The following is a 20,935-nucleotide window of genomic DNA, read 5'->3' as shown; positions in this document are numbered from 1 at the left end:
TCCCGCTTTACAGCAGGACTTTTTGATACGAAAATAGTCATGATAAACCTGATATAATCAGATTATATTTTCAATATTATTGCTTAGCAGCAGTGTTTAAAAATTTAGGCTTGATAATTAACATTGCCCATGCCCAGTTTTGAGTACCCTTAGCTTCTGGGTTACCTGCTGGGTTAGGAAAATCATCATTTTCAAAGAACTGAGAATAACCAGCTACTAATTTATATCCGTTAAATGCTTTAGCAATTACTAAATCTATTTCTTCTCCTAAAGCGTTTTTAGCTCTAGACTCTTCTTTAAATGTATGTCCTTTAACTGTTAAGTTATATCCACCTCCTAGTTTAAAACTAGCACCTAAGTTTATGTCTACTAAACCACTACCGATAGCATGGTTACCAACATAAAATCTATCCATTAAACCATTGAACTTATGGTTTGTACCATATAATGGGAAGAAAGCAGCAGAATCATCTTTAGTTCCTGAAATAATTTCAGCTCCAGCTAAAAGCGATGTTTTCTCTCCTACTTTTAAAGTAGCATCTAAACTAAGTAATGACGCTCCTTTTACTTCTACATCATTAACTCTTTGTCCGTCTTGGATATAAGCGTTAGCAGCTAAACCAAGTTTTCCTAAGCTAGCTTTTGCATGGATACCTGCAGTAATTAAAGTAGATTTGTTTTCTGAACCTGCTTGGAACGTTGTTCCTAAAATTAAACCACTTAAGCTAACTTTTCCAAACTTTTTGTTTGCATGAACAAAGGCTAACTCTTTATAAGTAAATAAAGTTGCTCTGTTAAAAATTGGTCCACCACTACCACTATTAGTGTTTAAAGAGTAACCAGCATCAAGAGCAAACCCATTATCTTTAAGTCTTAATAAACCAACATCATGTGTTCTAGCTTGTTGCGCCCAACCTAAACCTCCTAAGATTCTTTGATCATCATAAGATAAAGGCTGTCTACCAATTTTAAAACTCCATTTATCAGAAAGTTTTAAATCTGCCCAAGCTTCTTGAATTCTAAAGTTCCCGTTACCAGAAGCTGCAATCTGTGTTCTATCACCAAAGTTAAATACTTCTTGCACTCCTAGGTATAATGTATATCCTTCTGCAACATATTTACTATTTAACGCAACTCTTACTGAAGTATTAACGAAAGCATCTGAACCCTCTCTACCAGATAAGTTACCTGCAGGCGAAGCCGAAGCTGGTTGATATCTATAGTTAAATCCATTATTGAATAGTTCCGCACGAGGTCTAAACTCACCTTCTAAAGTAAACTGTGCTTGTGCAAATTGTACTACTAGTGCAAAAATTGCAATTAATGCGTATTGTTTTTTCATGTTTTCAAATTTTAATTTCAGCATTGAATTAGTTATTTAATTATTGTAGCTACTGTTATGAAATTGTTAGCAAATATAAAGAGACACTTATATCCCTTTTATGATAAAACTCATGTTTATAGCTGCTTTTTTTCCTTTTAAATTAATGTTCTAAGAAATCAATTAAGTGCTTTCTATACTTGTAATAATCCTCGTGTTCTAAAACGGCTTTACGCGTTCTTGGTCTTTCAAAATCTATACTAAGAACATCTCCAATTTTAGCTCTAGGACCGCTGGTCATCATTACCACTCTGTCTGCCAAAAAGATGGCTTCATCAACATCATGTGTAATCATTACAGCTGTAATTTTTTCCTTGTTCCAGATTTCAATTAATATGTCTTGTAATTCTCCTCTGGTAAGAGAATCTAACATTCCAAAAGGCTCATCTAGTAATAATACTTTTGGCTTAATAGCAAAGGCTCTTGCAATACCAACACGTTGTTGCATACCTTGCGATAAATCTGATGCTTTTTTATGAAAAGCATCTTCTAAACCTACCTTTTGCAAGTAGTATTTAGCAATGTCATTTCGTTCTTTTTTTGATGCATGTGGAAATACCTGATTTACTCCTAATAACACATTTTGAAGTGATGTCATCCAAGGCATTAAACTAGGCGCTTGAAAAATTACACCTCTATCTGGTCCAGGACCTTTAATGTGCTTTCCTAAAACCGAAATATTACCACCAGAAATTTCGTTTAATCCAGCAATCATAGATAACATGGTAGTTTTACCACATCCTGAATGCCCAATAATAGTTACGAATTCCTCTTTTCTAATTTGAAGATTTAGGTTTTCTAAAACCACATAATCTCCTTTTGGTGTTGGGTATACTTTCTTTAAATCTTTTAAATCAAGCATTACCTCATTTGATGGAAATATGCCATTGTGTCCAAAATCTGCTTTTTTATCTGCTATAACTGTACTCATAATGCTGTTTATTTAAATCGATTAACAAAATCTTTAGGGGTTAAATCTGGTAAAGCATAAGCTTCTTGTGCTTCAGATTTTCTTTCATTACCTATATCCATTAGGTATTCAATAATGGCATTACGTGTTTGTTTGTAATTTTCATTATCGTTCATTTCTGTTTTGTCCCTAGGTCTTTCAATATCTATTTTAAACTCTGGACCCAAAGTAGCTTTTGGTCCCGGGCGTAACGGAATAATTCTATCCGCCATATATATACCCTCGTCAACATCATTGGTAATCAATAAAGCAGTACGCTTATCTTTTCCCCAAATGTTTAATATTTCATCTTGTAAATTTCCTCTGGTTAAAGCATCTAAAGCTCCTAAAGGTTCATCCATAATGATCATTTCTGGTTTCATAGCTAAAGCTCTTGCCACAGCTACACGTTGTCTCATACCACCAGATAATTCTTTAGGTCTTTTGTTAATTGCAGGTGTTAGACTTACCATCTCCACATAATCTGCAACCATTTCCTTTAACTCAGACTTGCTTTTCTTAGGGAAAGCTTCTTTAACTGCCATAAGTACATTCTGCTCTACAGTTAACCATGGTAATAATGAGTAATTCTGAAAAATAACTCCTCTTTCATGGCTTGTACCCGTAACTGGCTGTCCTTTAAATAAAACTTCTCCTCTAGTTGGTTCTAATAAACCGTTTATTAAGTTTACTAAAGTTGTTTTTCCACTTCCTGTAAATCCAACTATAGCAACAAACTCTCCTTCTTCTATAGAAAGATTAATGTTAGAAAGTACTTCCTCCTCTCCTTCTATATATGTTTTGTGTACGTTATTTAATTCTAAGTATGCCATTTTCGTAATCTTTAATTAGTTATTTACCTATATAGCATCTGTTTTAACAAAAGACACTGAGTTTTGAATAGATAACATTAGTCTATCTAATAAGAAACCAATGATACCAATCACGAACATGGCAACAATTATTTTTGCGTTAGAATCGTTTGCACCATTTTGGAATTCCTCCCATACGAATGTTCCTAAACCAGGACTCTGTGCTAATAATTCAATAGCAATTAATACCATCCAACCTACAGATAAGGTAATTTTTAAACCAGTAAATATTAATGGTAAAGATGATGGTAAGATTACTTTGAATATTTTTTGAAACGTTCCTAACTTTAATACTTTAGCAACATTGATATAGTCTTTATCTACAGATGATACACCCATAGCTGTATTAACTAACGTTGCCCACATAGAACATAAACCAACACTTATAAAGGATATGGTGAAAGAACTATCTTCACTAGAACCAATAAGTACTGTTTTAACAATCATAAAAACTAGTAGGTACCAAACTACTGGAGATACTGGTTTAAATACTTGAATAAACCAGTTAAAAGCACTTTTTAAATTAGGACTTAATCCTATGAATATACCTAACGGTACCGCTATTAAAAATGCTAGTAAGAACCCAGCAAATACTGTTGTTAAACTTCTAAAAATTTGATCAACAAACGATGGTCTTCCTGTATATACTATAGGCGCTAGACCTTCTGCTTCTCTCTGTGCGTTTAAAGCCGCTGTTTTTTCTTTAAAAGCTGCTTTGTCTGCGCTAATGATACCATGATCTTTTAATAGAGAATTAAAAGATGCCCATACTTGTGCAGGTGAAGGCAAAGAATTAGGTTGACAATCAGGGTTTCCAGAAGCTATACATGCTGCTTCCTCATCAGCAGCTGCTTGTCCGCGTTCTTCGAATGCTTTATTAATTTTAAAGTCTGCTTCCTTATTATAAAGTGCTTTAGCTCCCATATGCCATAATCCTAAGAATAATAGAATAGACACTGTAGAGATTGCAAATTTCTTAAGAACTACCTTAAAATCTAATTGCTTTAATTGTGTAGACCATCTTGTTAAAAGAAGATTTACCAATTTAAATTTTCCTAATTTGTTTTCTGAATTTAAACTAACACTTTGCTTCATGACTCTCGCTATTTAGTATTACTTGTTTTATATTTTGTTTTTAGCTGCTTTCGTTTCAGCTCATAATTTTCATTTATTCTGAAACCCTGCCCACACTTTGCAGACAGGAATTCAGAATGACTTGAAAAGATTAATCTTTATTACCGATTTTGAAACTATTGATGTATCCTATTGGATCTTTTGCATCATATGTTGTACCGTCTATGAAATCTGCAGTAGCAGGCTTGTAACCATCTGTTGTTGGTACATCTCCCGCAGGAATTTGACCTTCAGCAACTAATAAATCAGCAGCTTTTTTCCAGATATCTGGTCTGTAGATATCTTTAATTGTAGATGCATACCAATCTGCTGGCTTAGCTTCTGGAATTTGTCCCCAACGTCTCATTTGAGTTAAGAACCAGATACCATCTGAGTAGAAAGGATAGGTTGCATTGTACTTGTAGAATACGTTAAAGTCTGGCATTGAACGCTTATCTCCTTTTTCAAACTCAAACGTACCAGTCATAGAGTTAGCTAATACTGCTTCTGGAGCACCAACATACTGAGACATTGCTAAGATTTTAACAGCTTCTGCTCTGTTTGCTGGATCATCTAACCATTTACCTGCTCTAATTAATGCTTTAGTTACAGCAATTGCAGTGTTTGGATTGTCTTCAACAAATTTCTTTGTCATTACAAATACTTTTTCTGGGTTGTTTTTCCAGATATCGTAGTTTGTTGTTACAGGTACACCAATACCTTTAAATACTGCTTGTTGGTTCCATGGCTCACCCACACAGTAACCGTAAATTGTTCCTGCTTCTAATGTAGCTGGCATTTGTGGTGGAGGCGTAACAGATAATAAAACTTCAGCATCAATTTGTCCTTGTACGTTTTCTGCTGTATACATACCTGGGTGAATTCCAGCAGCAGCTAACCAATATCTAATCTCGTAGTTATGCGTAGATACAGGGAATACCATACCCATTTTAAATGCTTTACCGTTACTTTTATACTCGTCTATTACTGGCTTTAAAGCTTCTGCTTTAATTGGGTGTATTGGCTTACCATCTGCATCTTTTGGTACATTTGGTTTCATTTTAGACCAAACATCATTAGATACAGTAATACCATTACCATTTAAATCCATTGAAAATGGTGTAACTAACTCAGCTTGACGACCAAAACCTGCTCCGGCAGCAATTGGCTGACCCGCTAACATGTGAGATCCGTCTAACTGACCATCAATTACACGGTCTAATACGTTTTTCCAGTTAGATTGTGCTTCTACAGAAACAAATAATCCTTCATCTTCAAAAAAGCCTTTTTCTTTAGCAATCGCTAAAGGTGCCATATCTGTTAATTTGATAAAACCAAAAGTTAACTGTGGCTTCTCAATAGCTAATTGTTTTGTTTTAGAAGCTTCTGTAGCTACTTCTTCTACAGCTTCTTTCTTTTTCTCTTTACCACCACAAGCGAATAATAGTACCGCTACTGGTAGAATGTAGATTGCTTTTTTGATTAGTGTTTTCATTTTTATAATTTTTAGTTATTTACTAAGTATTTATACTTAATTTATATGGCAAATTTATAAGTAACCTAAGTAGTATTTCATGATAGACACCATGCATAAACCACTTTTTACACCACCAAAAAACCTGCCTTTTGGCAGGTTTTAATCCTAAATACCTGATAATCAATTATAAGTATTACTTATTTTATAAAATACGTAGATACGTAAAGGGAAATATTATGTGTTTTAATACGGCTTTTTTAGTTGGATAATGGGCTTTTTTTAGAAATAGAAACTTTAGAAGACCTTTTAATTTCATTTCTTTAGACATGATATCATTGAAAAAAGATAGCGCAATAGAAATCTCTATCAATTTTTATAAATATTGTCATAAAACAACTTTTAATATTGTCAAGAGTTTTAATTTTACTCTTTATAATTCTAACAGAATGTACTCTGAACTCAAAAACTATATAGCTAAACAGGTTACCATTGAAAATGATGAATTAGAAAACATCGTTGAAAAATTTAAACCAATAAAAACTGTACGAAATGAGATGCTTTGTAATATAGGGCAGGTTTGTAATCACTTTTACTTTATAAAAAAAGGATGTCTAAGGCTTTACGAAATTGACAATAAAGGCAACGAAATTACGGGTTATTTTGCTCTTGAAAATAGTATTATCTCTGCTAATACAAGCTTTATGCTTCAGAAGCCTTCCAGAGACTGTTTGGTTTCCCTTGAGCCTTCAGAACTATTGGTAATTAATCGTAATGACTTTTATAAATTAGTAAAATCTTCTAATGCTTTTGCTCACATATATCATCAATTCGTAGAATTTGCCTTTATACATTCTCAAATGCGTATTTATAGTTTTCTAGGTATGGAAGGTATAGATAAGCTAAAATGGGTTATGGAACATGAACCTAAGTTACTTTCAAGAATTTCTAGTAAAGCTATAGCTTCTTATTTGGGCATGACGAATTCAACTTTAAGCAAGTTAAGAGCTAAACTTTAAAAAGATGGTCATATGACAACTTTTATAATCTTTAAGAACTGCAATTTTGTGTTGTTATTGAGCAATTAAGCTCAAACATTAAAAACATACAAAATGAACAAAGAAATTAAAAAAGTATTTGTGTATACAGAATTACAATTTTCAATTCCCTTTGAGAATGTTCCTTGGAAAGAGATGAATCCAAACTTACTTTCAATTAAGGGATTGGTAAGAAAAACATGGTTAAGCGGTGTTGGCTCAAATACAGTAGGTGGATTCTATGAATTTCAATCCCTAGAAAACGCTCAGGATTTTGCTTGGAACATCTTTCCTAAAGAAGCTAGAAATTTTGGAGTAAGCTTTATGACCAAAATTTTTGATGGAGATGTTACAGAACAAGCAAGTAGAGGAATGAACTCTCCTCATTATAATTAAACTATACGCTATTCTAAGTAAATTATAATGAAACATATTTTATTCATTGTTACCAGTAATAGTATTACCGGGACTAGAAAACACAAAACTGGTTATGAGTTCTCAGAAATTGCTGATCCTTATTTCGAATTTATAAAAAATGGAATGACCGTAGATTTTGCCAGTATATTAGGAGGAAAACCTCCTTATGTAGGGTATGATGAAAGTCTAACTAACTCCAAAAACTTCATGGTTTCCAGTGGTTTTAAGAGATTAAATTCTAGTCATGAATTAGATAAAATAGACATTACTGCTTACGATGCTATTTTTTTTCCTGGAGGCTTAGGGCTAATGACGGATATGGTAAGTGATCCTAGAATAAAAAATATTATTCGCTATTGTTACGAAAATAACAAAGTTATAGGCGCCGTTTGCCATGGACCCGCAGCTTTACTAAATGTAACATTGTCTACTGGTCAAAATTTGTTGTACGGCAAAAAAATAAATTGTTTTACAAAAGAGGAAGAAGAAATGGACGGTCATGAGTTAAATGAGATAATTCCTTTTATGCTTTATGAAGAACTTATAAAACAAGGGGCTATTTTTTCATATACCAAACCATTTGAACCATACATTGTAAATGACGGAAACTTGGTAACAGGACAAAATCCGGCCTCAGCGTCTAATGTGGCAATGAAAATGATTAATTTATTATTGTAAAAAATTCAATTTTATTGCTTTTGTTTATCTGAAGAAAAAAAACCAGCCAGAGATGGCTGGTTAAAAAAAGCAAGTGACTAATCTTTGTGAATTGTTTATAAATTCGCTTTTTTTCCCTTTAACAACATTGTTATAATTACTTATCTAAATAAGTATTGTCACTTCGAGTATCACGTGAAAAGCGTGATGTATTGAGAAGCGTTATTTTAGACAAAAATTTATTTGTTTTCGATACACTATTCCACATGGCTTCGGAAGCACTATAACTGACATAAATTTTCTTATTCCTTAATATTATTAATACACTATTTATCTAAAGTTTTTATCCATTCTTCTTGAGATAATGCAGTATATTTTTTATCGGTTCCATAAGGATCTGCACCACCTTCAAAATATTTCTTAACAGCCATTAATGGAATTGTATCCGCCATTTTCTCTGGTACCTCATATCGGTGATTACCATGAAAATCATGACACTGTATACATGTGGTCCATTCTTCTTTTGCTATTAAATCTTCGTGTGAAATATCTAAAGGATCGTTTTCTACCACTAATTCCTGGTGACAGTTCATACAATAATCTGCTGTAGCCAATGACACTCGTTCTTTATCACGATGTTCTGTGTGGCAAGTAATACATGTTGTAGCATCTATAGCTTTTATAGCATCTTTAAATCTGGGCTCTGAGAATCTGTACGTTGGGTGCCTATCATTAGCTCTATCATGACATTCCAAACAATTGTCTACCGTTACATCTTGCGTACCAAAGTCTACACCTTCCTTTCGTGCTCCGAAGGCATGAGATATATTAGATTGTACTTGCTGCATTAAGTTACCTTGGGCATCGGCATGACAGGTAAAACATGATAAATCTTGGTGACCAGTATTCATGGGACCAATAGACACATATTCTTCAGCAGCTTCAAGAGTAAACACATAAAACAACGCGCTACCCACTATTAAACCTATAAGTGCTCCTGTAACTTGTCTTTTTCTTAACGGACTTATTTTAAACATATGTCTTTTGTTTACACTAGATTTCTATAACTACTTTTTCGGTTAACGGATAGGTTATACAAGTTAGCACTGTACCTTCCTCTACTTCCTCATCGGTTAAAAAGTGGCCATCGGTCATTTTTACCTCACCTTCAACGCATTTAGCTTTACAACTTGCACACATACCAGATCTACAAGAGTAAGGTATTACGATATTATCTGACATGGCCTGGTTTAATATAGTTTTGTTTCCTTTAACCTTTATTTGATGTTCTTCGCCATTGTATTTTAAAGTAACATCACTTAATAAATCTTTACCCGTTACTTTTACTTCTGGAGCTTTAAAGACTTCAACCTTTATTTTTGCTCTTCCGATACCACTGTCTTTTAGAATTTCTTTAATTTTTTCCATGTACCCAAACGGCCCGCAAATCATATATACATGATCATCATAAAACAGGTTGTGCTTTAAAATAATCTTGTCTATGAGTTCATGAGATGCTAGCCCTCTGTGGTAATTACCTTCACAGGTTACACATTCCGATACGATATGCTCCACTGCAAATCGTTCTGGGTATAAATCTTGTAGAGTGCTTAATTCTTTATGAAAAATGATGGATTCTATATTTTGGTTGGCATAGATTAATAGCACTTTAGAATCTTTTTCTTCGGTAAGTACAGATTTTAGTATTGAAAACATTGGCGTAATACCACTACCTCCAGCAAATAATACGTACTGTTTAGCTGCCTTTTTTTCTGGTGTAATACAAAAACTTCCTGCTGGATCATCAACCTTTAATTTGTCGCCCACCTTAAGGTTGTCATGCACATAGTTAGAGACTAGCCCGCCTTGCACTCTCTTAATAGTAATTTTTAAATCCTTGTCTGTAAAAGGATTGCTACTAAACGAATATGCTCTCTTGTGTACCTTTTTTTCAATGGGCACATGTATGGTTAAAAACTGTCCTGGTTTATACTTTAACTTTTTAAACAGGTTCCCGTTTTTAAAACAAACACTTACCGCATCTTCGGTTTCTCTAATTATATCTTTAACTACTAAGTTCATACCTTTTTATTTATAATAAAACACCATTACTACATGAAACACCATAAGAATTGTAATGATTAATGACAGAGCTACATGTGCAATCATCCAACCTTTAAATAGGGCGTCACTATTATTTTTAATTACATCTAAATTGAAATACCCTAAAATGGTATTTGCAAAAAATATATATGATAACAATAACAAGTAACCATATCCAAAATGCATAGTGTGTATATAGAAAATCACCGGACTTAAAGCCCCTACCCATTTGTGAATGTTTTGCATGGTAAAAATGTGCTGTCTAAAACGCTTACGAGTTCGTACTACAGATAGTAACCACTGAAACGCAATTACTAATGTTAGCAATAACCCAGACCAACGTTTATACATTTCTTCTTGTTGCAATTGCAGTAACCAGGTCCACTCTAATTTTAGAACCAATTGCAGTATAAATGCAGCAAACAAAATGAGACCGACTACAGTAGATTTATTATTGCTTAAAACCATATTTATTTAATAGATATTTATAATCGATTACAATCTTTAGCTCATTTATGCATAACCAACAATAGAATAATAAATGAGCTAGATTGTAATCTTAACACTAAAGAAAAATACGCTGCTTACTTAGCAGCAACTAATTGCTTCATAGTTTCATATGAAGCTAGTTTTCTAACACTATCTAAGAACACCTCTGCCGTTGGAAGGTAGTTACCCTCAGCTGGCCATTTGTCTCCTATAGTAGGTTTTTCGCTTTCTTTAAAAGCATCAATTTCGTCTAGGTATTCCATATAAATATCTACAGTTCCTTGCGCATAAGAATTTAATACTGCTACTGTTTCTTTATAGGTTAAAGAATCTTTTGGATATTGCCATGTCGTTGCTCCCATAACATCTCCTAATTTCCAATCAGATTTTGCTGTTTGTGGGTGATCATTATGACATGTTACACAAGCGCCCGCGCTTGCTAAATCTGCGAACATTGCAGTATGTAACTTCTGGTCTTCATCGTAAAAGAACTGTGGTTTTTGATCTTTTTTAATTTCATCGAATAACTCTGCTTGCTTGCCTTCAAATTTATTGGCAGCATTAACAGGGTAATCAGATCCTAAATATAGTCCTAATGGCACAGGGCTTTTTCTAATGCTTGTAGCTACACCTCTTAAGAATAGTGCAGGAAGTGGACCAGCTTCAACATCGTCTTTTCTCCAGTCTTCGTCAAATTTCATACCTTGTTTTTTACCTTTACCAACAATAGCTTTTGTATATAACGTTCTGGTAACATCATTTTCTTTTGCTACCATTTCTAGTACTTCCTCAACAGAAAAGGCTTTGTCTTCTCCTGCTGCTGCAGTCTTTTCTTCTGGTACACCACCACATGCGGTTAATACTAATGCAAGTGCTAATACTGTTATAATTTGTAGTTTTTTAAAGTTTTCCATTTTTTCTCTTTTTATTAATTTTAATATGATGCTTTAATCATTACGTCTGCCATAGTTGTGTAAACAGATGCCCAAGCGTTTTTTACATCTGGTGTAAAATCTTCGCCTAAACCTGCTTCTAAAGTTCCTAATAACGCAGCTCCAACAGTTTCGTAGTGCGATGCCTCAACTTTATAATCAACATGACGCTTACCTAAATCTTGTAATACAGGAATTAATGCCTCCAAATTGCTTAAACCAGCAACTGCAGATGCTAGCATAGACATTAGTTTGTTTCCTTGAACTTTCATGGCATCATCACTACTTGGAAATAGTGGTTTTAGCGCTGGGTCTAATTCAAAAAGTTTTGAGTAAAATATTTCAGCCGCTGTAGAGGCAATTGGCTTTACTTTTTCAAAAGAATCTTGTACAAGAGTAATAGTTGATTGTTCCATCTTTAGTGTTATTTTTTGATCTAATACTTACCTGAAAAAACAAATAAGTATTAATACTTAATTATAACACAAATCTAATTCTACTACTTTTAATTAAATATGGGAACACTCAGGGCAAAATATCTTTTTTGTCTTGTTTTATATAAATAGAGCGCAGTACAAAACATGATTTAACACCATGTTTTAAATTGATAAATAAAAGGATATTAGAAACTAGCTATCTAAGAAGTAGTTATGCTCGCTAATTTCTTTTTTAAGAAGTTCAACATCTTGCACGCCTATTTTTTTTCCTTTGGCTGCAATTAATTCTTCTTTTTTTAGTGCTGAAAAAACTCTTATAACTTGTTCTTCAGAAGTACCTGCATAGTCAGCATATTCTTTTCGACTTAATGGTAAATCTAAGAAACCATTTACACTACCAAACTTTCTGTTAATGTATAACAACGTATCAACAACACGTTCTCTAACTGTCATTTGAGATAGAGACTTTACTTTAGACTCACTTCTATTAAGTTCATTGGCGTAGAAAAGCATCATAGCATAAGTAAAATCAGAGTTTTCGCGTAATGCGCTTTGAAGAGAATCTTTAGAAAAATAACAAAGAGATGTGTCTTCTAATGCAATTGCACCAATGGAATAATACTCTTCCGTACCAAAACCACGATGGCCAATAATCTCTCCATTTTTTGCAAATCTTACAATTTGCTCTTTTCCATTAATTCCTGTTCTGAATACTTTTACTTTACCTTGAAGAATGAAAAACAATCCATTTACAGGTGCACCTTCTATAATAAACTGCTGACCTTTTTTACAAAAGATTTCACTTTTATTATTGATAAACCCGCTAACCTCTAAAGACGAAAGATTGTTTTTGACTAAGCACTTTGTATTAGTACAATCATGGCAAGAAATCTTTCCAGAAAGATTCCTCTTAGATTTAAGGTATGGTGCTGTAGCCTGCATATTGTTCTTAGTGTTAGAACAAATATACGTAACAATACTTAGTTTTCTTGTGAGGCCTCTCATTTTTAAGAGGCTCATAAAATTGGATAGTCTTTTTTTTGTAAATAGGAAATTTAATAGGGTTAAATTACCAACTTCACAACGCTTTATTTTTTATAACGTAGTTTTCCTACTTCTATGCCGATAGCTGTTTTTGCCAAAATTGTGAACACAAAAGCTCCAAGTGCCCAAATACCCAAAGTGACCATTATTTCTATGCCTGTGGGCGAATATTCTACAATTTTACCATACGGTCCCGGAATAAATCCTGGAATAATTAATCCGAATCCTTTTTCAATCCATATACCAACAAATAGTATGAAACAAGCAAAATAAAGTACCTTAAAATTATTTCTTAGCTTATGGAAAGTTAATAGTACGGTTGCGATTACATTAAGTGAAATAGCAGTCCAAATCCAAGGTAACAAAGCATCTTTACCATCTAGTCCAAAGAATAAATAATGTGCACTCTCACTATGATGAGTTGGCGCATAAAACTCTTTAAACAGCTCTGAAATTAACATTATTAAGTTTATCTGAGCTGCCACTGTAGCCACCATGGCTATTTTTTTTATGGTCTTGTCTTCTACCTTAAACGTACTCGAAGATCGGATTACTGCTAATACTAAAATTATTAACGCAGGTCCTGCTGCGAAAGCCGAGGCCAAGAAACGGGGCCCTAAAAGCGCGTTGTTCCAAAATGGTCTTGCTTGTAAACCTTGATATAAAAATGCAGTTACCAAGTGAATTGCAATAGCCCAAAATACAGAAATTAATGCTCCAGGAATATAAACTCGTGATTTTGCTTCTTTGCCTTGATAATGCCTAAACAATATGTATAAAGGTATGGTTAGATTTAAGAATAAGTAGCCATTTAACACCAATACATCCCAAGTTAGCATGGAATTGGGGAAGTTAAACACGCCTATTCCTGGAATCATATGCCATAACACGGATGGTCCACCCATATCTGCAATAACAAAAGCCAAACACATTACTAGGGCTGCAACGGCTAACCCCTCGCCAATTAATACTGCCTGTTTAAAATCTATATCATGCAGCACATAGGTTGGCATTACCAAAATAACTGCCGCCGCCGCAACGCCTACTAGAAATGTAAAATTGGATATATATAATCCCCAACTTACTCTATCATTCATGCCAGTTACACTTAGCCCTTCGTTTAATTGAATGGAATAGCAATACATGCCCACCAACATAATGAAAGTTAAGGCTGCCATCCATAAATGGTACTTTTTAGAACCGTGCGTAATAGTATTAAAACTATCTTTTACTAAACTTCTTAAAACTTTAAATCGTCCCATGTAATTAATTCGTTATTAATCCATAAAATACCAGAACTTAGGCTCTGTACCTAGATCTTCTTTTAATCTGAATACCTTTTTATTTTCTAACACCCATCTAATGGTACTGTTAGGATCTAGTAAGTTTCCAAAAATACGTGCTCCTGTGGGACACGCCTCTACACATGCAGGGTTTTGTCCAGCTCTGGAGCGTTGTACGCAGAATGTACATTTTTCCATAACGCCTTTTTTACGAAGACGATTACCTAGGTAATGCTGATTCTTATTTATTTCTTCTTCTGGAACTTCAGGTTTACTCCAGTTAAATCTTCGTCCGTCGTAAGGGCAAGCCGCCATACAATATCTGCATCCTACACACCAATCGTAATCCACAACTACTAACCCATCATCTTCTCTCCAGGTTGCTTGTACAGGACATACATTAACACAAGGTGGGTTATCGCAATGAAAACACTGTGTTCCCATATAAAAATGTCCTTCTGCCGGTACTTCATGGTAATAATTATCATCAGATTCACTAAAATTAAACCCTTTACCATCCTTCATTTCATGAATACGGATGTATTGCATCTGCGAATTTCTATCTTGATTGTTTTCTTCAACACAAGCATTTACACAATCCATATACCCCTGACATTTAGAAATATTGAAAGCGTAACCAAACAACACATTTTCTTCGGAATTTTTAGAAGACATACTAATGGTTTTCCCTGTTCTTAATTGATACGAACGCACCAATCTATCTACAGTAGCTTTCTTCTCTTCATCCGTCATTAGTTTATAATTACCTTTAAACTGTTCTTCCCAGTCTATCTGAGCCTTTTCCTTACTTTCATCACCCGAAAACATGCTACACGAAGTACTTACCGCTCCTGCTCCAACAGCTAAACTTGCTGCTAACTGCTTAAATGCAGAACGTCGGCTCATTTTCACATCAAACACCTGTTCAAAGCCATCTTTTTTTACAACTTCTTCTTGTTTGTGAGAACCACATCCACCAGATTCTTTTCCACAACTACAGTTTTTGGAAGTTCCTTGGTCTTTTCTACCAATATTTAGCGAAAACCATTTTTTATTATCCGTACCCATACCTATTCTCTTTCTATTACTTTTTGTGTATTAAAGCGTGCTGGCCAACGTGACTCAAAATGTGGCTCATGCGGATTATGACAATTTACACATGTCATTGAGGCTCTTGGGGGTGCCCAACCTCCTATTTTTTTGCCATGTGCGCCACCTTTCCAATCTTCAAATTGCTTGGTATGACATTGGTTACAGACATTATAACTTAGATTAAAGTCTATTTGGTTACCCGTTAAACTCTTCAAGTTATCCATATCATTACCGTTATGACATGTTACACAATTCATTGTATTTTCGTTGGCATGATTTAATTTTATGTCCCAATGGGCTTTCTTACCATCTTTACTTTGAAATTGATCTAGTGGCTTTGTATGGCATTCCGTACAAGCATAAGATTTAATTTGGCTCTTCCTTTCTGGAATTAGAAATTTATGCTCGCCTTCAGTAATCTCAATAGTTTTAATATCCTCTAAAAACCTCTCTGAAGAAATAGATGTACCATGATAATGCTTACTTTCTTCTTCTATCTTATCAGTAACACTGTGGTATTTATTTTCACCATGATTGCATGACATTAACATAAATGCAAAGAACGACATGCAAATAACCTTTTGTATTAGTTTATTCTTCATTGGTAGTTGCTCTTTTAAAAGTTCCTCTATCTGCCATTTCTTTGTTATTCAACACATGACACTGTCTGCAGTTGGTACGTTCTGGATGCGTTACACGAATTTCTTTAGGAGCACTTGGTCCAGCATGACATGATAAACAATTTTCGTGCATTTGTATTTGATGCGGAATTACAGGAGGGCTGCTAACTAAAGCATTATTAACTCCAACTTTTGGTGCCCGAACCTCTGCTAAATTACTGCCCTTAAATAAGGTTTGCGTATGTTGTGGTACATGACATTGTCTACAATTGGTCATTTCTGGATGCGGTACTACAGGAGTGTAGGCTTTAAATTTATCTACATAGCCACCATTTTCATGACATTTTAAACAACTATTTCCTCCCAAATGTTTATCATCTTGAACAGGATGCGGAATACTTGGTGGCGCACCATGAAATGCTCTATTTTTATAATAGTCTTTTAATGATCGCTGATGTGTTTCATCAACAGGCATTTCTGCGTAATCTAAAGCAAATTCAGATCTTTTAAACACTCCTGATTCAGATGGCATCATCTGTACCGGATTATCATTCACAATAGGAACATAGGCTTCCTCTTGTCCTGCTTTATAACTTAAATTCCAAATCCATATAAAAGCTATAAACAGAATTACAAATAATGATATGATACCTAATCGCTTACTCATCTGTTATACTTTTTCAACTTTTACAGCACACTTCTTAAAATCTGGCTCTTTTGAAATAGGACAAAAGGCATCAAGCGTTACATCATTTATCAGCATGTTTTCATCAAAGAATGGCACAAAAACTTGTCCCTTAGTAGGTAATCCTCTTTTATTAATTGATGCTGGTAATACACATGAACCCCTTCTAGAAGACACCTTTATCTTTTCACCATCTCTAATTCCTAACGCTTTGGCATCTTCTGGGTGAAACTCAACATAAGCGTGTGGCATAGCTTTATGTAAAACAGGAATTCTTCTAGTCATAGAACCCGTATGCCAGTGTTCTACAACACGCCCCGTATTTAACCAAAATGGATACTCTGCATCTGGAGATTCTGCAGCGGGCTCGTATGGACGTTGCCAAATCACGGCTTTACCATCTGGTTTTCCGTAAAACTCAAAATCTTTTCCGTTGGTACAGGCAGGATCATATTTAGCGTTAAAACGCCACTGTGTAGATTTTCCGTTTACATAAGGCCAAATAGCTCCAGACTCCTTCTTTAACACTTCTAATGGAGCCATTCCATGCTTTGCGCCTTCATGAAACTGAATATATTCATTGTAAATTTCTTCAACGTGATTTTCTTCAGAATAAGGGAATAAATCCCCGTAGCCCATACGTTTAGCAACTTCAATAGTCATCCAAGCATCTGGTGTAGTTTCTCCTGGTCCATCAACCATTTTATCCCAGTGCTGAGTTCTACGTTCTGAGTTTCCGTATAGACCACTTTTTTCAATATGCCATGATGCTGGCAAAATAACATCGGCTACATCTGAAGTTGGTGTTGGAAATACATCAGACACAACCACAAAACATGAGTCTTTCTCCATTCCTGGGCGATAACGACTCGTTTTTGGTAAAGACACCAATGGATTCGTAACCTGAGTCCAAATAAACTTAATATCACCTCGGTCTACCGCTCTAAACATTTCGGTAGTATGATAGGTTGGTTTAGATGGTATACGCTCATAAGGTACCTTCCATATTTTTGCAGCTAAACGCCTGTGTTTTTCATTCATTACCACACCTTTTGGTAACTTATGAGTAAACGTTCCTACTTCTCTTGCTGTTCCACAAGCAGATGGTTGACCTGTTAATGAAAAAGGGCCATTTCCTGGTTGCGAAATCTTACCAGTTAAAAGGTGTATATTATAAACCAAATTGTTCATCCAAGTACCTCTGGTGTGTTGGTTCATCCCCATACACCAATAAGACACCACCTTTTTATTCGGATCTCCGTAAATAGATGCTAAGTACTTAATATCTTTTGCCGATACTTTTGAATATTTAGCTACTTTTTCTGGAGTGTAATCTTTTAAGAACTCTTTATAGGCTTCAAAATCTATTTTTTCGGGCTTATCTGTGAACTTATATTTATCTTCTGTTCCATACCCCATATTTGTAAGTCCTTTGCTGAAGTTACAGTGATTTTCAACAAAAGACTTATTCATCCATCCATTATTTATAATCTCATAACAAATGGCATTGGCCACAGCTAAGTCTGTTTGTGGTTCAAACAAAATGGATCTATTAGACGCTGTACTTGAACGAGATGTTCTTGTCGCAAAATCTATAATTTTTGCACCTCTTCTATTCTTTTGCTCCAACATTCTAGAGAATAACACCGGATGCATCTCTGCCATGTTGTTTCCCCAAGTAATGAAATAATCAGCATGGTCAATATCTTCATAACATCCCATAGGCTCATCTGCGCCAAACGTAGTTAAGAAACCTGCAACGGCACTAGCCATACATAAACGTGCATTACAATCAAGGTTATTAGTACCTATAGCTCCTTTCATTAGTTTAGAAGCTACATAACCTTCTGGAATTGTAGATTGTCCGGAGGTATACATTGCAACCGCGTCTTTTCCGTGCTCCTCAATAGTCGACTTCATTTTACTAGCAACTAAATCTAAAGCTTCATTTAAAGGTGTCTTAACGTAACTACCGTTCTTCTTAACTAGAGCGTGCGTTAGTCTGTCTTTAGCTTGAATACACATGGTCTGATGGTAACCCTTAACGCATAATAACCCTTTATTAACAGAGCAATTAGGATCGCCCTTTACAGCAACAGCCTTTCCGTTTTCTGTACCAACCAAAATACCACATCCTACACCGCAAAATCTACATGGTCCTTTTTTCCAATCAAAATCTCCTTTTGGTAAATTCTTCTCTTGTTCCTCGGCAAACAAAATTCCAGGAAACATACTGGCAGCAGCTGTCATTGCAGACATTATTGCCATTTTTTTAATAAAACTACGTCTGTTAGTTATTGAGTTATACATATTTAGTCTCTTTTTGTTGTATCAAACCCAGAAACCAGTGAAAGCAGTTTTAAACTTTCAATAGCTTCTATTTTCTCTTTTATTTGTTCGTCTTCAATAGTATTGTTGGCTTCGGTTACCACAATTAGCAAGTCTTGATTTTCTGAAGGGATTACTTCGCAACTAGGAATTTGCGAAACAGCGTTTATTAAATCCTCCTTTTGATTGTCTTGAGGATAAGCGAGGTAACTTTTAATAGGCATCCTTTTAATCTTTTAATTCGGATATAAAAGTCCTGTTTTATAGCAGGAAAAAACCTGATAAAAATCAGGTTTAATCTATTTACAATTATTCTAAATAATATTTATGACTTTTCTCATATTCAATAAAACAAGAATCGCTATATTTGCATGGAAATAACGATAAACTCAATGATTACAATACCTGAAGCCATTGCCTCTGTAAAAAACAACACAAATAGACTTGTACAACCAACAACTAAACCGGTTGAAAAAGCCAATGGTTATTATCTTTATGAAGATGTATTATCCCCCATAAATATGCCGCCATTTAGGCAATCTGCAATGGATGGATATGCTTTAAATCTGCATGAGGATTTAAACTATAATTTGATTGATGAAGTAAAAGCTGGTGATGGCCATCAACCAATTTTAAAGCAAGGTGAAGCTGTTAGAATTTTTACCGGGGCTCCTGTTCCAGATACTGCAAATGCCATTATGATGCAGGAAAAGGTATCGGCTAATAATGGTTCTATAAAAATTGAGCACCAGATTAATTTAGAACAAAACATTCGGCCTTTAGGTGAACAAGTAAAGCAAGGCGAAGTGGCCTTAAAAAAAGGTACTAAACTTACTCCTGCTGGCATTGGTTATTTGTTGTCTTTAGGAATTACAGAAGTATCGGTTTATAAAAAACCAACCATAGCTATTGTTACTACTGGAAACGAACTTATTGAACCCGGACAAGAATTAACATACGGCAAAATATACGAAAGTAACTCTAAAATGCTTTTGAGCGCATTATATAGCCTTAAGTTTTATGATGTTACTATTTATAAAGTTGTTGACGATTACAATCAAACAGTTGACATTCTAAAAACCGCAATTAATGCCAATGACTTAGTAATGATTACAGGAGGGATTTCTGTTGGTGACTATGATTTTGTTGGAAGAGCCTTAAATGAAATTCAGGTTAAAGAGGTGTTTTACAAAGTGAAGCAAAAACCAGGTAAGCCATTGTTTTTTGGGAAAAAGGATGACACTTCTGTTTTTGCATTACCAGGTAATCCTGCTGCAGCCTTAAGTTGCTTTTATGTTTATGTATATATCGCTTTGCAAAACATGATGGGTATTGAAACCAATGAGTTAACAAGAATTACAGGAACATCCACATCAAAATTCCTTAAAAGAGGTGATAGACCTCAATTTTTAAAAGCAATTTACACCAACGGTGAAGTAGAACTCATGGAGGGACAAAACTCGTCAATGCTACAGACCTTTGCCCTATCTAATGCCTTGGTATTTATTCCTGAAGAAATTTCTGAAGTCAACGTCGGAGACGAATTAGAAATCATTTTACTACCCGTTTAAGATTTGAGTTATGAGTTATAAAATTAAAAGCAGGATTTGGATTGAAGCAGACAATAATGTATTACTTGGAGAAGGGCGTGTGCACCTATTAAAGGCTATTCAAGAGACAGGTTCATTATCAAAAGCTGCAAAGTCCTTAAATATTTCTTACAAAAAAGCTTGGACACTTTTAGATTCGGTTAACAAGTCGGCAAAAAGCCCAGTTACCATTAACAGTATAGGTGGTAAAGGCGGTGGTGGAGCTGAGTTAACAGAATACGGTCAATCCTTAATAAACGCTTTTGATGAAATTAATAGAAGCTGTTGGGCATTTTTAGATGAGCAACTTCAAAAAATTGAACGTTTATAAATGCTGGAAACCGAAAACATATACATCTTCCTCTTAATACTGCCGGTTGTTTCCTTTTTATACTCAAGTGTAGGTCACGGTGGTGCCAGTGGTTATTTGGCT

Annotated in this window: 22 protein-coding genes; 5 read left to right on the top strand and 17 right to left on the bottom strand. The window is 34.7% G+C overall.

Annotation, left to right across the window (positions count from 1 at the left end; translation table 11 throughout):
- Window positions 1–76: 76 nt before the first annotated feature.
- From FUA24_RS09200 to FUA24_RS09180, 5 genes are all read right to left on the bottom strand, one after another.
- Window positions 77–1,342, bottom strand: coding sequence for a hypothetical protein (locus tag FUA24_RS09200; protein WP_148541603.1), 1,266 nt, complete (start codon window positions 1,340–1,342; stop codon window positions 77–79).
- A gap of 142 nt (window positions 1,343–1,484) precedes the next feature.
- A complete protein-coding gene (locus FUA24_RS09195) occupies window positions 1,485–2,312 on the bottom strand; it encodes an ABC transporter ATP-binding protein (protein WP_148541601.1) in 828 nt (275 codons plus the stop codon).
- An 8-nt stretch (window positions 2,313–2,320) separates the two neighbouring features.
- On the bottom strand, window positions 2,321–3,163 hold the full coding sequence (locus FUA24_RS09190) for an ABC transporter ATP-binding protein (protein WP_148541599.1): 843 nt from the start codon (window positions 3,161–3,163) through the stop codon (window positions 2,321–2,323).
- Window positions 3,164–3,190: 27 nt separating this feature from the next.
- Window positions 3,191–4,297: an ABC transporter permease gene (locus FUA24_RS09185; RefSeq protein WP_148541597.1), complete on the bottom strand. Its 1,107-nt coding sequence runs from the start codon at window positions 4,295–4,297 to the stop codon at window positions 3,191–3,193.
- A gap of 130 nt (window positions 4,298–4,427) precedes the next feature.
- Window positions 4,428–5,810 carry a CmpA/NrtA family ABC transporter substrate-binding protein gene (locus FUA24_RS09180; protein WP_148541595.1) on the bottom strand — a complete coding sequence of 461 codons (1,383 nt, stop codon included), beginning with the start codon at window positions 5,808–5,810 and terminating at the stop codon, window positions 4,428–4,430.
- Window positions 5,811–6,238: 428 nt separating this feature from the next.
- Here FUA24_RS09180 and FUA24_RS09175 point away from each other — a divergent pair, with 428 nt between their 5' ends.
- The 3 genes from FUA24_RS09175 to FUA24_RS09165 all read left to right on the top strand — a co-directional run bounded on the left by FUA24_RS09175 (window position 6,239) and on the right by FUA24_RS09165 (window position 7,921).
- The gene (locus FUA24_RS09175) at window positions 6,239–6,808 is read left to right on the top strand and encodes a Crp/Fnr family transcriptional regulator (RefSeq protein ID WP_187388230.1); all 570 of its coding nucleotides are present in this window, start codon (window positions 6,239–6,241) and stop codon (window positions 6,806–6,808) included.
- Window positions 6,809–6,901: 93 nt separating this feature from the next.
- Window positions 6,902–7,222 (top strand): YdhR family protein, encoded by a 321-nt coding sequence (locus tag FUA24_RS09170; protein WP_222861342.1) that lies wholly within the window; start codon window positions 6,902–6,904, stop codon window positions 7,220–7,222.
- A gap of 27 nt (window positions 7,223–7,249) precedes the next feature.
- Window positions 7,250–7,921: a type 1 glutamine amidotransferase domain-containing protein gene (locus FUA24_RS09165; protein WP_148541591.1), complete on the top strand. Its 672-nt coding sequence runs from the start codon at window positions 7,250–7,252 to the stop codon at window positions 7,919–7,921.
- Window positions 7,922–8,226: 305 nt separating this feature from the next.
- Here FUA24_RS09165 and FUA24_RS09160 read toward each other — a convergent pair whose 3' ends face one another.
- The 12 genes from FUA24_RS09160 to FUA24_RS09105 all read right to left on the bottom strand — a co-directional run bounded on the left by FUA24_RS09160 (window position 8,227) and on the right by FUA24_RS09105 (window position 19,137).
- Window positions 8,227–8,937: a cytochrome c3 family protein gene (locus tag FUA24_RS09160; RefSeq protein WP_148541589.1), complete on the bottom strand. Its 711-nt coding sequence runs from the start codon at window positions 8,935–8,937 to the stop codon at window positions 8,227–8,229.
- Window positions 8,938–8,953: 16 nt separating this feature from the next.
- Window positions 8,954–9,982, bottom strand: a complete 1,029-nt coding sequence (locus FUA24_RS09155) for a ferredoxin--NADP reductase (protein ID WP_148541587.1) — start codon at window positions 9,980–9,982, stop codon at window positions 8,954–8,956.
- Window positions 9,983–9,988: 6 nt separating this feature from the next.
- On the bottom strand, window positions 9,989–10,471 hold the full coding sequence (locus FUA24_RS09150) for a hypothetical protein (RefSeq protein WP_148541585.1): 483 nt from the start codon (window positions 10,469–10,471) through the stop codon (window positions 9,989–9,991).
- 116 nt (window positions 10,472–10,587) lie between these two features.
- A complete protein-coding gene (locus FUA24_RS09145; protein ID WP_148541583.1) occupies window positions 10,588–11,406 on the bottom strand; it encodes a c-type heme family protein in 819 nt (272 codons plus the stop codon).
- Between the two features lie 20 nt (window positions 11,407–11,426).
- Window positions 11,427–11,840 (bottom strand): globin family protein, encoded by a 414-nt coding sequence (locus tag FUA24_RS09140; RefSeq protein ID WP_148541581.1) that lies wholly within the window; start codon window positions 11,838–11,840, stop codon window positions 11,427–11,429.
- A gap of 213 nt (window positions 11,841–12,053) precedes the next feature.
- On the bottom strand, window positions 12,054–12,866 hold the full coding sequence (locus FUA24_RS09135; RefSeq protein ID WP_246147006.1) for a Crp/Fnr family transcriptional regulator: 813 nt from the start codon (window positions 12,864–12,866) through the stop codon (window positions 12,054–12,056).
- An 83-nt stretch (window positions 12,867–12,949) separates the two neighbouring features.
- A complete protein-coding gene (dsrP, locus tag FUA24_RS09130) occupies window positions 12,950–14,167 on the bottom strand; it encodes a sulfate reduction electron transfer complex DsrMKJOP subunit DsrP (RefSeq protein WP_148541579.1) in 1,218 nt (405 codons plus the stop codon).
- Between the two features lie 15 nt (window positions 14,168–14,182).
- Window positions 14,183–15,256, bottom strand: coding sequence for a 4Fe-4S dicluster domain-containing protein (locus FUA24_RS09125; RefSeq protein ID WP_148541577.1), 1,074 nt, complete (start codon window positions 15,254–15,256; stop codon window positions 14,183–14,185).
- 2 nt (window positions 15,257–15,258) lie between these two features.
- Window positions 15,259–15,882, bottom strand: coding sequence for a multiheme c-type cytochrome (locus FUA24_RS09120; protein ID WP_148541575.1), 624 nt, complete (start codon window positions 15,880–15,882; stop codon window positions 15,259–15,261).
- Window positions 15,872–16,567 carry a nitrate reductase cytochrome c-type subunit gene (locus tag FUA24_RS09115; protein ID WP_148541573.1) on the bottom strand — a complete coding sequence of 232 codons (696 nt, stop codon included), beginning with the start codon at window positions 16,565–16,567 and terminating at the stop codon, window positions 15,872–15,874. Before FUA24_RS09115 ends, FUA24_RS09120 begins: the two co-directional genes overlap by 11 nt.
- A gap of 3 nt (window positions 16,568–16,570) precedes the next feature.
- Window positions 16,571–18,895 carry a molybdopterin-dependent oxidoreductase gene (locus FUA24_RS09110; protein ID WP_148541571.1) on the bottom strand — a complete coding sequence of 775 codons (2,325 nt, stop codon included), beginning with the start codon at window positions 18,893–18,895 and terminating at the stop codon, window positions 16,571–16,573.
- 2 nt (window positions 18,896–18,897) lie between these two features.
- Complete coding sequence (locus FUA24_RS09105; RefSeq protein WP_148541569.1) at window positions 18,898–19,137, bottom strand: hypothetical protein; 240 nt, start codon at window positions 19,135–19,137, stop codon at window positions 18,898–18,900.
- A gap of 168 nt (window positions 19,138–19,305) precedes the next feature.
- Here FUA24_RS09105 and FUA24_RS09100 point away from each other — a divergent pair, with 168 nt between their 5' ends.
- Window positions 19,306–20,484 (top strand): molybdopterin molybdotransferase MoeA, encoded by a 1,179-nt coding sequence (locus tag FUA24_RS09100; protein WP_148541568.1) that lies wholly within the window; start codon window positions 19,306–19,308, stop codon window positions 20,482–20,484.
- A gap of 10 nt (window positions 20,485–20,494) precedes the next feature.
- Window positions 20,495–20,833, top strand: coding sequence for a winged helix-turn-helix domain-containing protein (locus FUA24_RS09095; RefSeq protein ID WP_148541566.1), 339 nt, complete (start codon window positions 20,495–20,497; stop codon window positions 20,831–20,833).
- The last annotated feature ends 102 nt before the right edge of the window (window positions 20,834–20,935 follow it).

The sequence above is a fragment of the Seonamhaeicola marinus genome (assembly GCF_008085455.1).
Note: the sequence above shows the minus strand (reverse complement) of the source record. Positions and strands in the feature narration are given on the sequence as shown.

What these genes read in the sequence shown, in the direction of transcription:
- FUA24_RS09160 (WP_148541589.1), bottom strand. Translation starts at nt 8,937, where the DNA reads ATGTTTAAAATAAGTCCGTTAAGAAAAAGACAAGTTACAGGAGCACTT.
- FUA24_RS09105 (WP_148541569.1), bottom strand. Translation starts at nt 19,137, where the DNA reads ATGCCTATTAAAAGTTACCTCGCTTATCCTCAAGACAATCAAAAGGAG.
- FUA24_RS09175 (WP_187388230.1), top strand. Translation starts at nt 6,239, where the DNA reads ATGTACTCTGAACTCAAAAACTATATAGCTAAACAGGTTACCATTGAA.
- FUA24_RS09125 (WP_148541577.1), bottom strand. Translation starts at nt 15,256, where the DNA reads ATGGGTACGGATAATAAAAAATGGTTTTCGCTAAATATTGGTAGAAAA.
- dsrP (WP_148541579.1), bottom strand. Translation starts at nt 14,167, where the DNA reads ATGGGACGATTTAAAGTTTTAAGAAGTTTAGTAAAAGATAGTTTTAAT.
- FUA24_RS09145 (WP_148541583.1), bottom strand. Translation starts at nt 11,406, where the DNA reads ATGGAAAACTTTAAAAAACTACAAATTATAACAGTATTAGCACTTGCA.
- FUA24_RS09150 (WP_148541585.1), bottom strand. Translation starts at nt 10,471, where the DNA reads ATGGTTTTAAGCAATAATAAATCTACTGTAGTCGGTCTCATTTTGTTT.
- FUA24_RS09170 (WP_222861342.1), top strand. Translation starts at nt 6,902, where the DNA reads ATGAACAAAGAAATTAAAAAAGTATTTGTGTATACAGAATTACAATTT.
- FUA24_RS09110 (WP_148541571.1), bottom strand. Translation starts at nt 18,895, where the DNA reads ATGTATAACTCAATAACTAACAGACGTAGTTTTATTAAAAAAATGGCA.
- FUA24_RS09165 (WP_148541591.1), top strand. Translation starts at nt 7,250, where the DNA reads ATGAAACATATTTTATTCATTGTTACCAGTAATAGTATTACCGGGACT.
- FUA24_RS09095 (WP_148541566.1), top strand. Translation starts at nt 20,495, where the DNA reads ATGAGTTATAAAATTAAAAGCAGGATTTGGATTGAAGCAGACAATAAT.
- FUA24_RS09185 (WP_148541597.1), bottom strand. Translation starts at nt 4,297, where the DNA reads ATGAAGCAAAGTGTTAGTTTAAATTCAGAAAACAAATTAGGAAAATTT.
- FUA24_RS09155 (WP_148541587.1), bottom strand. Translation starts at nt 9,982, where the DNA reads ATGAACTTAGTAGTTAAAGATATAATTAGAGAAACCGAAGATGCGGTA.
- FUA24_RS09135 (WP_246147006.1), bottom strand. Translation starts at nt 12,866, where the DNA reads ATGAGAGGCCTCACAAGAAAACTAAGTATTGTTACGTATATTTGTTCT.
- FUA24_RS09100 (WP_148541568.1), top strand. Translation starts at nt 19,306, where the DNA reads ATGATTACAATACCTGAAGCCATTGCCTCTGTAAAAAACAACACAAAT.
- FUA24_RS09190 (WP_148541599.1), bottom strand. Translation starts at nt 3,163, where the DNA reads ATGGCATACTTAGAATTAAATAACGTACACAAAACATATATAGAAGGA.
- FUA24_RS09115 (WP_148541573.1), bottom strand. Translation starts at nt 16,567, where the DNA reads ATGAGTAAGCGATTAGGTATCATATCATTATTTGTAATTCTGTTTATA.
- FUA24_RS09140 (WP_148541581.1), bottom strand. Translation starts at nt 11,840, where the DNA reads ATGGAACAATCAACTATTACTCTTGTACAAGATTCTTTTGAAAAAGTA.
- FUA24_RS09195 (WP_148541601.1), bottom strand. Translation starts at nt 2,312, where the DNA reads ATGAGTACAGTTATAGCAGATAAAAAAGCAGATTTTGGACACAATGGC.
- FUA24_RS09200 (WP_148541603.1), bottom strand. Translation starts at nt 1,342, where the DNA reads ATGAAAAAACAATACGCATTAATTGCAATTTTTGCACTAGTAGTACAA.
- FUA24_RS09180 (WP_148541595.1), bottom strand. Translation starts at nt 5,810, where the DNA reads ATGAAAACACTAATCAAAAAAGCAATCTACATTCTACCAGTAGCGGTA.
- FUA24_RS09120 (WP_148541575.1), bottom strand. Translation starts at nt 15,882, where the DNA reads ATGAAGAATAAACTAATACAAAAGGTTATTTGCATGTCGTTCTTTGCA.